17 protein-coding genes are annotated in these 13,205 nt (G+C 40.3%); all 17 read left to right on the top strand.

Annotated features, from left to right (window positions below; all coding sequences use genetic code 11):
- Positions 1–11: 11 nt before the first annotated feature.
- The 17 genes from F606_RS0117605 (at position 12) to F606_RS21580 (ending at position 13,204) form a co-directional block, all read left to right on the top strand.
- Positions 12–1,421, top strand: coding sequence for a phage portal protein (locus F606_RS0117605; RefSeq protein WP_019555213.1), 1,410 nt, complete (start codon positions 12–14; stop codon positions 1,419–1,421).
- Positions 1,408–3,276, top strand: a complete 1,869-nt coding sequence (locus F606_RS22810; protein ID WP_019555212.1) for a minor capsid protein — start codon at positions 1,408–1,410, stop codon at positions 3,274–3,276. Before F606_RS0117605 ends, F606_RS22810 begins: the two co-directional genes overlap by 14 nt.
- Entirely contained in the window at positions 3,237–3,386 is a 150-nt protein-coding gene (locus F606_RS23285; protein ID WP_019555211.1) for a hypothetical protein, read from the top strand. The genes F606_RS22810 and F606_RS23285 overlap by 40 nt, the downstream gene beginning before the upstream one ends.
- 79 nt (positions 3,387–3,465) lie before the next feature.
- Positions 3,466–3,630, top strand: a complete 165-nt coding sequence (locus F606_RS23570; RefSeq protein WP_019555210.1) for a hypothetical protein — start codon at positions 3,466–3,468, stop codon at positions 3,628–3,630.
- Positions 3,627–4,247 carry a phage scaffolding protein gene (locus F606_RS0117585; protein WP_019555209.1) on the top strand — a complete coding sequence of 207 codons (621 nt, stop codon included), beginning with the start codon at positions 3,627–3,629 and terminating at the stop codon, positions 4,245–4,247. The genes F606_RS23570 and F606_RS0117585 overlap by 4 nt, the downstream gene beginning before the upstream one ends.
- A 15-nt stretch (positions 4,248–4,262) precedes the next feature.
- The gene (locus F606_RS0117580) at positions 4,263–5,261 is read left to right on the top strand and encodes a major capsid protein (RefSeq protein ID WP_019555208.1); all 999 of its coding nucleotides are present in this window, start codon (positions 4,263–4,265) and stop codon (positions 5,259–5,261) included.
- Between the two features lie 5 nt (positions 5,262–5,266).
- A complete protein-coding gene (locus F606_RS0117575) occupies positions 5,267–5,614 on the top strand; it encodes a phage head-tail connector protein (protein ID WP_019555207.1) in 348 nt (115 codons plus the stop codon).
- Positions 5,611–5,994, top strand: a complete 384-nt coding sequence (locus F606_RS0117570) for a hypothetical protein (protein ID WP_019555206.1) — start codon at positions 5,611–5,613, stop codon at positions 5,992–5,994. Before F606_RS0117575 ends, F606_RS0117570 begins: the two co-directional genes overlap by 4 nt.
- Positions 5,994–6,554 carry an HK97 gp10 family phage protein gene (locus F606_RS0117565; protein ID WP_019555205.1) on the top strand — a complete coding sequence of 187 codons (561 nt, stop codon included), beginning with the start codon at positions 5,994–5,996 and terminating at the stop codon, positions 6,552–6,554. The genes F606_RS0117570 and F606_RS0117565 overlap by 1 nt, the downstream gene beginning before the upstream one ends.
- On the top strand, positions 6,544–6,978 hold the full coding sequence (locus F606_RS0117560) for a phage tail terminator family protein (protein WP_019555204.1): 435 nt from the start codon (positions 6,544–6,546) through the stop codon (positions 6,976–6,978). Before F606_RS0117565 ends, F606_RS0117560 begins: the two co-directional genes overlap by 11 nt.
- A 2-nt stretch (positions 6,979–6,980) precedes the next feature.
- A complete protein-coding gene (locus F606_RS21585) occupies positions 6,981–7,190 on the top strand; it encodes a hypothetical protein (RefSeq protein WP_019555203.1) in 210 nt (69 codons plus the stop codon).
- 6 nt (positions 7,191–7,196) lie between these two features.
- Positions 7,197–8,552: a phage tail sheath C-terminal domain-containing protein gene (locus F606_RS0117550; protein ID WP_019555202.1), complete on the top strand. Its 1,356-nt coding sequence runs from the start codon at positions 7,197–7,199 to the stop codon at positions 8,550–8,552.
- Between the two features lie 21 nt (positions 8,553–8,573).
- Positions 8,574–9,053, top strand: a complete 480-nt coding sequence (locus tag F606_RS0117545; protein ID WP_019555201.1) for a phage tail tube protein — start codon at positions 8,574–8,576, stop codon at positions 9,051–9,053.
- A 16-nt stretch (positions 9,054–9,069) separates the two neighbouring features.
- On the top strand, positions 9,070–9,501 hold the full coding sequence (locus tag F606_RS0117540; RefSeq protein ID WP_019555200.1) for a phage tail assembly chaperone: 432 nt from the start codon (positions 9,070–9,072) through the stop codon (positions 9,499–9,501).
- Between the two features lie 226 nt (positions 9,502–9,727).
- Positions 9,728–10,291: a hypothetical protein gene (locus F606_RS0117535; protein ID WP_019555199.1), complete on the top strand. Its 564-nt coding sequence runs from the start codon at positions 9,728–9,730 to the stop codon at positions 10,289–10,291.
- 112 nt (positions 10,292–10,403) lie between these two features.
- On the top strand, positions 10,404–12,500 hold the full coding sequence (locus F606_RS0117530) for a tape measure protein (protein ID WP_019555198.1): 2,097 nt from the start codon (positions 10,404–10,406) through the stop codon (positions 12,498–12,500).
- The gene (locus F606_RS21580; protein ID WP_019555197.1) at positions 12,500–13,204 is read left to right on the top strand and encodes a hypothetical protein; all 705 of its coding nucleotides are present in this window, start codon (positions 12,500–12,502) and stop codon (positions 13,202–13,204) included. The genes F606_RS0117530 and F606_RS21580 overlap by 1 nt, the downstream gene beginning before the upstream one ends.
- Position 13,205 lies beyond the last annotated feature (1 nt).

The following is a 13,205-nucleotide window of genomic DNA, read 5'->3' as shown; positions in this document are numbered from 1 at the left end:
GGGTGATATATTTGGATATATTAACGGCAAAAAAGCTGATAGCGAAGCACACGCTTGGCCATTCAAACGTGATTGTCAATGTGTTGACGGCAGAGCGATATTATCGAAACAAGAATGATATTCTCTATAAAACAAAACCAGATGATGAAACAGAAAATCCTTTGCGCAGTGCTGATAACCGAGTGCCGCGCAATTTTTATGGGCTTTTGGTCAATCAGAAAGCGTCATATATGTTTACCGCCCCTCCGCTGTTTGATGTTGGCAATTCATCCAATAATCAAGTGATAGCAGATACTTTGGGCGATATATACGCTAAAAACTGCAAAGATCTTTGCGTTAATGCATCCAATGCCGGTATGGCCTGGCTCCATTATTGGATGAATGAAAACAATGAATTTGAATATGGCATTGTCGATTCAAAGCAGATTATCCCCATATGGTCCACTCACCTAAAAAAAGAACTTTTGGCGGTGCTGCGTGTTTATAAAAATATTGATAATGAGGGCAAAACGTGGGATATTTACGAATACTGGACAGATACAGAATGCTGGGCTTATCAGAAAGCTGCTGAGGATACAATTGATACAGGGCTTGTGGCATACTCGTTGTTTATGAATTTTGTGGATGCAGGGGTTGGTGAAGAACCAAATCAGCTAAAGCATTCATTGGGTCGGGTACCCTTTATACCATTTCCAAACAACAATATTGCAGTCAGTGATTTGGATAATGTAAAAGCCTTGGTTGATACATATGATAAGGTTTACAGCGGCTTTGCCAATGATCTTGAAGACATTCAAGAAATCATTTTCTTACTGACCAATTATAATGGCACCGACCTCAACAGCTTTTTGTCTGATATCAAGAAATATAAAACGGTAAAAATGGAGTCGACTGGTGCAGATGATCGGTCAGGTCTTGAAACGGTGACAATCGATATTCCAATCGAGGCGAGAGAGAAACTTTTGGATATGACTCGCAAAGGCATATTTGAACAGGGGCAAGGTGTGGATCCGCAGCCACAAGATTTTGGAAATGCTTCCGGTGTTGCCCTAAAATACCTGTATTCGCTTTTGGAGCTAAAAGCCGGACTCATGGAAACAGAATTTCGTTTAGGCTTTGGCGATCTGGTGAGAGCAATCTGCCAGGCGAAAAATATTGCTGTTACAAACATCACGCAAACATGGACCCGCACATCGATAGCCAATGATTTAGAGCTTGCAACAATCTGCAAAGATTCGGTCGGTATTATTTCAAGCAAGACAATTATAAAAAATCATCCATTTGTGGAAAATGCCGAAGAAGAAGAAAAACAGTTGGCCAAAGAAAAAGAAGACCAGCTCTCTGAAATGGATAACTATAAGCAAACCTTTTCAAATAAAGATAGTTCGTCTAAAGGGGTCGATGTAAATGCCAAACGCTGAATATTGGCGCGGTCGCTTTGAACAGTTAGAACTCGCTCTTTTAGATCAAGGTCTCGATTATTACACGGAAGTTGAACAACAATACCGTATTGCATTACAGGCTATGGAACGCGATGTATCTGTATGGTATAAGCGCCTTGCGGTCAATAATAATATTTCTTATGTCGATGCGAAAAAACTTCTTACTGCCAATGAACTCAAAGAGTTTCACTGGACTGTTGGAGACTATATCAAGCATGGTGAAGAAAATAATGTAAGTCCCACATGGATCAAACAGCTTGAAAACGCTTCAGCAAAAGTTCATATTTCAAAACTTGAATCTATGAAGCTACAGTTTCAGCAGTCTCTTGAAGTTTTGTATGGCAATCAGCTAGATGGTTTAGATAAAACAATGCAGCAGATGTATGCGGATGGCTATTACCATACAGCGTTTGAACTGCAAAAAGGTATTGGTGTCGGAACGCAACTGCAGCGATTAAATGAGGTCAGTATACAACAGATTGTATCAAAACCATGGACGCCGGACGGTAAGAATTTCTCGGACAGGGTATGGGATAACAAAGATAAGCTGTTGAATCAACTTCATACCGAACTTACACAGGCAACAATTCGTGGTGATGGCTTAGACAAAGTGATCCGTACCTTATCTGAAAATATGAATCGTTCAAAGAGTGCAGCCGGCAAGTTGGTTATGACCGAATCTGCTTTTTTTGCATCTGCCAGTCAAAAAGATTGTTTTAATAATTTAGGCGTCAATAAATATGAGATTGTTGCCACGCTTGATAGAAAAACATCCAGCATATGCCGTCATTTAGACGGTAAAGTTTTTGCTATGTCGGATTTTCAACCAGGAACAACGGCACCGCCTTTTCATTGTTGGTGTCGCAGTTGTACAGCTCCATATTTTGAAGATGATAATGGTAAACGTGCCGCGCGTAATGAAAAGGGCAAAACGTATCATGTGCCAGCTACTATGAAATATGAAGACTGGAAAAAATCATTTGTTGGTAATGGCTCAAAAGAAGGATTGCAAAAAGCAGTGGATAATGGTATAAAGAAAGTAGTATATAAAGAAGTAAAAACCATCAATGAGGCTAATCAATTTGCTACGACTACCCTGGGTATAAAACATGCAGATTATACAGGATTGGACGTGCAGGTTGCCAATGAATGGAATCGCGGATTGACAGACAGCTTTAATGCATTTCCGGAGCTAAGACAGCAATTTAATTTTACCGGGGAATGTCATAAGCGTAATGACCAATTAAAACCAGTTGCCAGACAGGTTTTTTTGGATAATTTTATTAAGCAAAATCCTGGCATTGATGTGGAAAGGCTAAAACCTTATGCAGAGCAAGAACTGAAAAAATTTATGTCTATGATGCGGGTACCTTCTGATGTCTATGCATCGAGCTGGCTACCCAAAACGGAAGCCTTTCAAGAATTCGCAGGTGTTGCTTTTAACAAAGTACAAGGAAAAGATGCTGGGAAATTGCTTGAAAATCTTCAATTCGATGTAATGAATAAGTTTCATCCGGTTGGATGTGACACAATACGTTCTGTGTTAGATCATGAAGTCGGGCATCAAATTGATGGAATGCTTGGCATATCTAATCTTAATTCTGTGAAAATTTTGTTTGATGGGCATACTGTAAATGAAATAACAGAACAATTATCTAGATATGCATGGAAAAATAATAATAAAAATCGATATAGTGAATTTATCGCAGAGGCTTGGTCTGAGTATTGCAATAATCCAAATCCGCGCGCTATTGCGAAAGAGATAGGCGAAATCATTGAAAGGAAGTATGCTGAATGGAAAAAGATGAATTTAGAAAAAGAGCAAAAGAGTTAGGGTATAGCGAAAAAGACATTCAGGATTACATTGACTTAGCTGAAAATGCTGCAAAAGACGGAATTAAAATGGATTATGAATCATGTTTAATTGAATTACCGATATATTAAACCACTTACTTTTTCAGTAGGTGGTATTTTTATACCCATTTTTAAGGAGGAATCCGGATGATTGTTTTTGTAAAATGGTTTGTGTTGCAAGGTGAAAGGCGGTGATCCACTTATCTCCGTAGATGTTTCGGTCATAACATCAGCTGAGTTTCGCCTTTTTAGTATTGCAGGCGATAAAGAACAAGACGACAACAGCGGAATGAACCGCGCTAAAAAATGTGAACGAAGGGATGATTTCAATTGACAAAAGAACAATTAATAGCTTTAGGGCTTGATGAAGCAACTGCTCAAAAAGTTGCGGCGGCTAGTAGTGAGGAATTCAAGGGATATGTTACCAAGGAACGTTTTAACGAAGTCAATGAAGCTAAGAAAGACCTGGAAGGTCAGGTTGTTGAACGTGATAAACAGCTTGATTCGTTGAAAAAGTCGACTGGTGATGTGGAAGGTCTGAAAAAACAAATTGGGGATTTACAGACAGCAAATAAAACGAGTACTGCTGAATATGAAACCAAACTCAAGGATTTACAATTTACCAACGCCATTAAATTAGCCATTGCAGATAAGGCGCAGGATGTGGATCTTGTTGCGGGCTTGTTCGATAAGTCCAAGCTTATTTTATCGGAGGATGGCAAAATAACAGGTCTTGATGAACAGGTGAAAACGCTGCAGGAGAGTAAAGCGTTTTTGTTTAAACCTGCGACTGGCAAAGCAAACTATGTGCCAAATGGTGGTGCGGATGGCAGCGCCAGTAAAAATCCATTTGCAAAAGACAGTTTCAATCTCACAGAACAAGGAAAAATATTAACAGAAAATCCTGCACAGGCAAAAGCTTTGGCTGCTGAAGCAGGAGTCACAATTTAAGGGGGAATATAGAATATGCCAATTACAAAATTATCCGATGTGATCGTACCCGCTCTTTTCAATCCGTATGTTATTCGACGTACGGCCGAGTTATCCGCTCTAATCCAGTGCGGTATTATCACAACAGATGCAGAATTTGACCGTTTAGCAAGTCAGGCAGCACCAACCATCAATATGCCGTTCTTTGCTGATCTTACAGGTGAATCCGAACAGATTATTGAAGATGCTGACCTTGAAGCAAGTAAAATCGAATCGAAAAAAGATGTGGCAGCCATTATCCGTCGGGCTAAAATGTGGGCTGGTACAGACCTTGCCGCGGCGCTTGCCGGCTCAGATCCGATGGCAGCCATTGCAAGTTTAGTTGCAAGCTTTTGGGCGCGTGATATGCAAAAAGAACTGATTGCCGTATTGAATGGCATTTTTGGTACGTACACACCAGATGGTGGTGCAGCCACAACGCCGCTTGCAACAAATTTACTCGATATTTCAGGAGTGAAGAGCGATGCAGGGAAACTCTGGTCAGCAAGCTCCTTTATTGATGCACAACAGCTTTTAGGAGATGCCCAAGCGCAACTCACAGCGGTGGCTATGCATAGCGCAACGTGGTCCTATCTCAAAAAACAGAATTTAATTACGACAGAACATCCAAGTGTCGATGTGTCATTTGATGCATATCAGGGCAAACGTGTTGTGATTGACGATGGTTGTCCGGTCGTTGATGGAGTTTACACCTCGTATCTGTTTGGTCAGGGAGCGATTGCTCTGGGCAATGGTTCGCCGGTTGGTTTTGTAGCGACTGAAATTGACCGTGATAAAAAGAAAGGATCGGGTGTGGATTATCTCATCAATCGTAAAACAATGATTCTGCATCCACGCGGCGTTAAATTTACGAATGCAAAGGTTGCAAAAGTCGAAGGTCCAAGCCGTGCCGAATTGAAAGATGCTCAAAACTGGCTGCCGGTATATGAACCGAAACAGATCCGCATCGTTGCTTTCAAACATAAGATTGGGTGATTGTCATGTTGACTGTTGAAACGTTAAAATCTTTGCTCGGAATTGCGGTCACGGATACAACGCAGGATGTAAATCTTGCGTTTATCCTGGACGATGTGAGTGAAACAATCTTGAATTATTGTAATATTTCTGAATTGCCATCGGGTCTTTTGCGCACCGCTTACCGGATGGCAATTGATTTATACAGAAATGAGAGTATTGGAGAAGCGGATCTGCCGATGATCGTTTCATCCATTGCCGAAGGCGATACCACAACGCAGTTTAGAACCGGTGTTGATTCAAATTTTAAAGATACTTTGCTTAAAAATTACACAATGCAGTTAAATCGATATAGGCGGGTGAGCTGGAAATGACAAGTGCAATCGATCGGGCTCGGCGTTTAGCCAGAAAAGCTCAGGAAAAAACATATGAAGGCCGTTGCACTGTTACTGAATATGGGAAAGTGAAAGATCCAGTAACACATATTACCGAAGAGAAGGACATTACAGCCTACAAAGATCAAGCATGTCGGTTGTCGTATTCTTCGGCACCGGCAACAGGGCCTTCACAAACGGCTGATTCACTAGAACAATCCATTACATTATTTATAGCACCGGATCTTGTAATTAAACCCGGCAGTAAAATAAACGTGGTGCAGAACGGCCGTACAGAAGCCTATAAGCAAAGCGGTAAGGCGGCTGTTTATTCAACGCATCAAGAAATTAACCTTGAGCTGTATGAGGAGCATCCATAATGGGTAAGTCAGATTTTAGTCAATTAAAAGCGTTTCAAAAACGATTAGAAAAAGCTGCAAATGGACAACAAAAACAACAGTTTTATGAAGACTGTGCCAGAGAACTTGCGGCGCGCTTTTTAGCGAAAGTTATTAAGCGGACGCCAGTCGGGAAAGGTACTTTTGAAACGGTTGTTTTGGGCAATGGCAAGAATAAGCAAAAGCGTATTTCGCAAGGAGGTGTATTACGACGGGGCTGGACGGCTAAAACAGAAGCCGAAGCAGAGTCCGGTGGTACGGTAAATTCCTTACAATATGCGCAGTCGCTCAAAGTGGATAAGGTTGGGCGTAACTATCAAATTACAATTACAAATCCTGTATCGTATGCCAGTTATGTAGAATTCGGCCATCGGCAAGAACCTGGTCGATTTGTGCAGGCGATTGGAAAACGGCTAAAAGCTGGCTGGGTGAAAGGGCAGTTCATGATGACAATTTCAGAAAAAGAGCTACAGTCGCAGGCTCCGGGAATCATCAAAAGGAAATTTGAAGTGTTTTTGAGGGAGGTGCTGGATGGAAAATGAGATGATTGATGGAATCGCTAAGAGGTTGTACGAATTATTTGGCGAAGCGTATGAAATTCATATTGATGAGGTTAAGCAGGATTTTAAAGAACCCTGCTTTTTCGTCGTCGATTTGACAGATGGGCAAGAGCTTGTGATGCGCAATCGCTATCAACAAACGCACAGTTTTGATATTCAGTATTTCCCAAAAACCGGTAAAAGTATTACGCGCGAATGCAATGCGATTAAGCAAACAATTTTTATGGGAATGGAATACATCAATCTTGGAGATGATTTGATTCGTGGTACCGATATGTCTGCCAATGTGCAGAATGACGTGCTGCATTTTTTCGTGAATTATAATATTTTTGTGTTTCGGGTGCTCGATCCAGTTCCTAAAATGCAGACACTTGCACAAACACAACACTTGAAAGGTAGTGATTAAGTATGGCTGATGAAGAAAAAACAGCAGCAATAGCAGTAGAACCGACGTATACACGCGAAGCCTTGGCTGGCTCAAAAAAATACCGTGAACAATGCGATATCATCATGATTGCGCTGGATCCGGATCGAGAATATACATTAAAAGAAGCAGATGCGAAAATTAAAACGCTTTTTTCGAAACCGATTAAAGAAAAAATCAATGGAAAGGAGTAATGATATATGGCGTTAGGAGGAGGTACCTGGCTGTTTCAAAATAAAAAACTACCAGGTGCATATATAAATTTTGTCAGCAAAGTTCGGGCAAAAACCGATATTGCCGATCGCGGTTATGGAACCATGCCACTGACGCTTGATTGGGGTCCAGAAGGTGAAGTTTTTACCGTTGGTGCGGATGATTTTCAAAAATATAGTATGAAATATTTCGGTTATGATTATACTTCAGATAAACTTAAAGGCCTGCGGGACCTATTCAAAAATCTAAAAACGGGTTATTTTTACCGAATCAATAACAATACAGCTAAAGCAAAATGCGTCATTGCTGCAGCAAAATATGGCGGGATTCGAGGCAATGATTTGACGGTTGTTATCGCAGCCAATGTCGATGATGCAACCAAATTTGATGTAACGACTTATATGGCGGTGGATAGCTCCAAAACTATAGTCGATAAGCAGGCAGCTGTCGGTGGCTGGGATGATACAGCCGATAATGATTATGTAACGTTTATTCGTACGGATGCAATGACCGCAACGGCAGGTACGCCGCTTGCTGGCGGCACGAATGGCGATGCAGTAAGTGGTATTCAGTATCAGGAATATCTTGATAAGATCGAACCGTACTATTTCAATACGCTGGGGTATGTAGGTACAGACACTACCATTCAAGATTTATTTATTCAGTTTACAAGACGTATGCGTGATGCAGTCGGTGCGAAATTCCAAACGGTTCTCTATAATAAGTTAGGCGTTGACTTTGAAGGGGTTATTTCTATAAAAAATAAGGTAAAGGATGATGGCGTTTCTCCAGCAGCAGCCGTGTATTGGGTAACCGGTGCAGAGTCGTCTTGTGCCATCAATGCATCTTGTACCAATAAAACCTATGACGGTGAATTTACGATTGATACAACATATAAACAATCCGAACTTGAAAAAGCCATTACAGATGGTATGCTGATTTTCCATGGCGTGACCGATTCTGTATCGGGGAACGTGGTTGGCAATGTTAATATTTTGAGGGATATCAATACATTTACTTCGTTTAGCAAAAAGAAAAATGAAGATTTTTCAGCAAATCAGGTTATTCGAGTTTTGGATCAGATTGCGATTGATGTGGCACGGCTCTTTAATAAAACGTATCTTGGCAAAGAGCAGAATGATCCGGATGGCCGTGTTGCTCTGTGGGGAGATATCGTAGCGCTTCACAAGGAATATCAACGCGTGAGGGCCATCCAAAACTTTAGTCCGGATGATGTTCCAATTCCTACACAAGGCGAATCCAAGGAATCAGTTTTGAGTGAATACCAGGTGCAGCCAACCATGTGTATGGAAAAACTGTACATGAATGTAATTGTAGCGTAAGTGAAGGAGGCGAATATATAAATGGGTGATGCAATTAGAACGATGCTGGCCAAAGATGCTGTAGCGGCAAAATTGGCCAGCTGTTATATAACGGTTGATGGAAATCGTTATTTATTGCTGCAGGCAAAGAATTTTGAAGGGAAATTCAAGAAGACAAAAAAAGAAGTGCCGATTCTTGGACGTACCATGGTAGGACATAAAACAACCGGCGGTGAAGGTACCGGAAAAATGACAATCTATCATACGACATCCATGTTTACGAAACTTGTTAAAAAGTACAAAGATACAGGCGAGGATATTTATTTTGATATTCAGACGACCAATGAAGATAAAACATCCTCTGCAGGTCGGCAGACTGTTATTTACAAGGATTGCAATCTTGATGAATCGATTCTGTCCTCTTTTGATGCGGATGGAGATTGGCTTGAGCAGGATGTAGACTTTACATTTGAAGATTTTGAACTTCCCGAAGAATTCACGCAGCTTAATGGTATGCAATAAGAGAGGATTGATATAAATGGCAGAAGATAATTTACAGGCTTTTTTGGCCGAAAATGCAATTAAAGCAGAAAATGTAAAATATGTGGCATCAAAAAGATTTTTAGGGGCTGATAAAAGCCCGATGGATTGGGAGATTCGTGTTCTTACAAGTGATGAAAATGAGTCACTTCAAAATTCATGTAAGAAAAAAGAGTTTATTCCAGGATCACGGCAGACTGCAACGTCGCTTGATCAAGATAAATACGCAACGGCATTAATTTGTGAATGTGTCGTGTATCCAAATTTAAACAGTGCACAGCTGCAAGAATCTTATGGTGTTGTCGGAGCTGAAGAACTCGTCAAAAAGATGCTGACACCTGGCGAATATACGGACCTTTATATGGCTGTAACGCAAGCCAACGGTTTTCAAGTTGGGATGGATGAAAAGATTAAACAGGCAAAAAACTAATTGAGGAGGGCGATCCATATGCGAATATAGCATATTACGCCCTCCTTAAATTTCATAAATTTCCGCATGAGTTATTTAGTCTTCCAGAGAATGAAAGAGCCTTTGTTTTTGCAGCGATTGCAATAAAAATGAAACGGGATAAAAAAGAGGCAGAAGATGCAAAAAGAAAACATCATTAATTTATGATATAATAGTGGGAAAATATCATGGATGAGGATGTATGAAGATGACACGAAAAATTATTTTATTAATGGTCTTCTGCTTTTTTTTGATATCGACATGTTTTGCAGAGACGTCCAAAGAAAAAACAGATGACCAATACTTTGTAATCGTTAATCAAACAAAAATTTATGCAAAAAATTTAGTTGTCACGGATGGAGAAGGTGCTTATGATGGATATTTGAAAATGAGTGGATACCCAAGAGACGATAAATTTCAAATATATTTTCAGGATACGTCTGATGACAATTTTACTTCTATGCATGTTACCTATCAGGATCTTAGGGGAATTGATTTGAATGAGTATTTTTATTTTACTTATAATGATACTGAATATAAGATAACTCGGGCAAAAACTAATAATGTATTTTTGTCATATCCAGGAACAGCATTTGAACTTTTTCTTAGAAAAAATTTTCCGGGAGCATATAATGATTGGTTTGAGACGCAGGCGTTTTCAACAGATGCTGAACGAATTGTTCAGTGTTATATTGATTATAAGCATAAGGCAAATGTGGGGAAACGTGGAAATGATACAGTTAAATTAGATTCAGGAGGCGTGCTAAAGTAAGCTTATTCAGATAAAACCGCCCAATATGGACAGGTTCTCTTTTTTACAGTAGACAGTTGAAAGCATAAAACTGTTAGTAGGAAGAGGCCCGTTTATATAGGGCGGATTTTTTATGCCTGCTTATAGAAAGGATGGTGATATTTTGGCAACAATTGAGCAGTCAATTGCTTTGTCGGATGGTGTTACGCCACAGTTTCAAAAGATGGCCAAGGCTGCTGAGGCTACAACTGGGAAATTTGAAAAAGCAGCTGTGGCGGCAAATAAAATAGAAAATGCTGTGCCGCATGCAGCCGCCATTCAAATTGAAAATATTGGAGCGGCAGCTTATGCAAGTGCAGGTGGATTTAATGCTGCTTCTACGTCGGCAAATAATTTAAAAAATAATGTAAATGGAATATCTGGTGCAGTCAACAGAATAGGAGATTCTATGGGGAATGCATTTGCGAAATTCACGCTGGCAAGTATGGTAGTTATGGCTATCACGAAAATTGTCGAATTGTTAACACAAGCTGCAAATAAGCTTACTGCATTGAGTGATGAATATAGTGGAATTGTAGCCAGAATTAAGCTAATAACAAGCAGCCAAGAACAAGCTGTAGCTCTCAATGATCAGATCTATTATTCTGCTTTAAGAGCGCGAGGTAGTTATTCGGGTATGGCCGATGCTGTGGCAAAAATTGGATTGACTGCAAAAGAGGCCTTTCCTGATCCACAAGTAATTGTCCCGTTTGTTGAAAATATTCAAAAACTCTTTACTGTTGGCGGGACCGGACTAGAGCAGCAAAAAGATGCCATGCTGCAGCTTACGCAGGCACTTGGCAGTGGGAAACTGCAAGGAGATGAATTTAGGTCCATTGCAGAAGCTGCACCAATGATCGAACAAATTGTGGCACATTTTATGGGCGTAACACAAGGGCAATTGAAACAATTATCTAGTGAAGGAAAAATTACAGCGGATATTATGAAAAATGCTATTTTAGGAGCAACGGATGAAATCAATACTAAATTTGCGGCTATGCCAATGACTTGGGGGCAAGTATGGCAAAACATGCAGACGACTGCTTTTCGAGCCTTTGTACCAGTTTTCAATCAACTTTCTGCAATTGCGAATAGTGAAAGTATGAGATCGTTTGGGGAAATGGCAGGACAAACATTTATAGTTGTTGGGCAGGCAGTTGCGGGCTTGATTAATAATGTTCGTTGGTTATCTGGCATTGTTATAGCCAATGGAGCAATTATGGAGCCTGTTTTTGTTGGTTTAGCATTCGTGCTGCTTGCAATAGCTGGAAATGCTGGATTTGCAGCAACGATGGCTGCTGCTCATGCCGCTGCATCTGCCGCAGAAACGGCAGCTATAATTGGTTTGACAATTGCACAAGATGGATTAAATGCTGCATTATATGCTTGTCCACTTACATGGATTATTTTTGGTGTGATAGCAGTCATTGGTATATTTTATTTGGCGGTTTATGCCGTTAATCATTTTGCGGGCACTAGTATTTCAGCAACTGGAATTATAGTGGGGCTATTCTTTTGGATGGGAGGACAGATCTACAATACAGTTGCAATTGTTTGGAATATATTTTTAGCCTTTGTGGAGTTTCTGGGAAATGCCTTTAAAAATCCGACTGCTGCTATTTATAATCTGTTTGCAGTGATTTGGAATGGTATTGTAGAGTTAGTGGGTCGATCTGTAAATGAAATTATAGGTCTAATCAATAAGATACCAGGCATGGAAGTTGGTTTTGTAAATTGGGGCAAAGGGTTAGCATCAAAAATACCAATAAGCGGTGGCGTTGATTTTTCGGCCTATAGTATGGACTATTCAAGCGGAAATTTCATGAAAGGGCATGATATTGGCGCGAGAGGGCTTGGTGGATTATTACCGAGTGCTCCAAGCATTCCGCAAGCTCCAAGTGTTTCTAGTGGTGAAAGTGCTGGGGATATTGGTAAAAACACCAAAGATACTGCTGACAATACCGGAAAAGTAAAAGAAGCCATGGAAATTACCGATGAGGATATTAAATATTTACGAGATATTGCAGAGCAGGAAGTTATTAATAAATATACAACAGCGGAAGTCAAAATTGAAATGGGTGGAATTCACAATAATGTAAGCAGTGATACTGATATCGATGGTATGGTGCGATATATGAATGACAGCCTGTTTGATGCGATGAATGCTGGTGCAGAGAAGGTGCATCCATAATGGCTTATTATTTTTTTCTGGGTATGACGATGCTGCCGGTACCACCGGCGAAGATGTCTATAAAAATTAAAAACAAGAATAAGACCATCGATCTTATTAATGAAGGTGAAGTGAACATCATTAAATCGGCAGGGCTTACGGAAATATCTTTTGACGCACGGCTGCCAAATGCAAAGTATCCGTTTGCCAATTATGATACATCCTTTGCGGATTCGTTGAGTAATAAACTGATGGGCAGTAGTTTTTCATTTAAAAAAGCAGACTATTTTCTCGATACTTTTAAATCTGCAAAAACAACACAAACCCCAATGCGGCTTGTTATTTCAAGAATGAATTCTCAATACCGCATGTTATGGGACACCAATATGCTTGTGACAATCGAAGATTATGCAGTCAATGAAGATTTTGCCGATGGCTTTGATCTTGTGGTACCGTTGAAGCTTAAACAATATAAGCCATACGCGACCAAGGAGTGTGAAGTTACGACCGATGCCGATGGTAAGCAGCATTTTAAAGTCAAAGAGACAAGACCAGCAACCGATCGAGAAACACCAGCCATCTATAAAATTCGCAATGAGCAGTCGATGTGGGAAGTGTGCAAAGGTGTTTCTGGTGGATCTTTAGACTGGAGAACGGTATTGTCCAGCAATGGAATGAGTAATCCAATTGGCAGTATGGAAGGTACGGTGTTGCACCTTGGCTGAT

Source organism: Propionispira raffinosivorans DSM 20765 (assembly GCF_000381065.1).
GTDB lineage: Bacteria > Bacillota > Negativicutes > Selenomonadales > Selenomonadaceae > Propionispira > Propionispira raffinosivorans.
The sequence above is the reverse complement of the archived record's forward strand: the minus strand, read 5'-3'. Positions and strand labels throughout refer to the sequence as shown.

Bases quoted from the DNA above. Each gene is read 5' to 3' on its own strand.
- F606_RS0117560 (WP_019555204.1), top strand. From the start codon at position 6,544: ATGGAAAATGAGATGATTGATGGAATCGCTAAGAGGTTGTACGAATTA.
- F606_RS0117530 (WP_019555198.1), top strand. From the start codon at position 10,404: ATGCCTGCTTATAGAAAGGATGGTGATATTTTGGCAACAATTGAGCAG.
- F606_RS23285 (WP_019555211.1), top strand. From the start codon at position 3,237: ATGGAAAAAGATGAATTTAGAAAAAGAGCAAAAGAGTTAGGGTATAGC.
- F606_RS0117570 (WP_019555206.1), top strand. From the start codon at position 5,611: ATGACAAGTGCAATCGATCGGGCTCGGCGTTTAGCCAGAAAAGCTCAG.
- F606_RS0117575 (WP_019555207.1), top strand. From the start codon at position 5,267: ATGTTGACTGTTGAAACGTTAAAATCTTTGCTCGGAATTGCGGTCACG.
- F606_RS0117540 (WP_019555200.1), top strand. From the start codon at position 9,070: ATGGCAGAAGATAATTTACAGGCTTTTTTGGCCGAAAATGCAATTAAA.
- F606_RS21580 (WP_019555197.1), top strand. From the start codon at position 12,500: ATGGCTTATTATTTTTTTCTGGGTATGACGATGCTGCCGGTACCACCG.
- F606_RS0117580 (WP_019555208.1), top strand. From the start codon at position 4,263: ATGCCAATTACAAAATTATCCGATGTGATCGTACCCGCTCTTTTCAAT.
- F606_RS0117550 (WP_019555202.1), top strand. From the start codon at position 7,197: ATGGCGTTAGGAGGAGGTACCTGGCTGTTTCAAAATAAAAAACTACCA.
- F606_RS0117565 (WP_019555205.1), top strand. From the start codon at position 5,994: ATGGGTAAGTCAGATTTTAGTCAATTAAAAGCGTTTCAAAAACGATTA.
- F606_RS22810 (WP_019555212.1), top strand. From the start codon at position 1,408: ATGCCAAACGCTGAATATTGGCGCGGTCGCTTTGAACAGTTAGAACTC.
- F606_RS0117535 (WP_019555199.1), top strand. From the start codon at position 9,728: ATGACACGAAAAATTATTTTATTAATGGTCTTCTGCTTTTTTTTGATA.
- F606_RS21585 (WP_019555203.1), top strand. From the start codon at position 6,981: ATGGCTGATGAAGAAAAAACAGCAGCAATAGCAGTAGAACCGACGTAT.
- F606_RS0117545 (WP_019555201.1), top strand. From the start codon at position 8,574: ATGGGTGATGCAATTAGAACGATGCTGGCCAAAGATGCTGTAGCGGCA.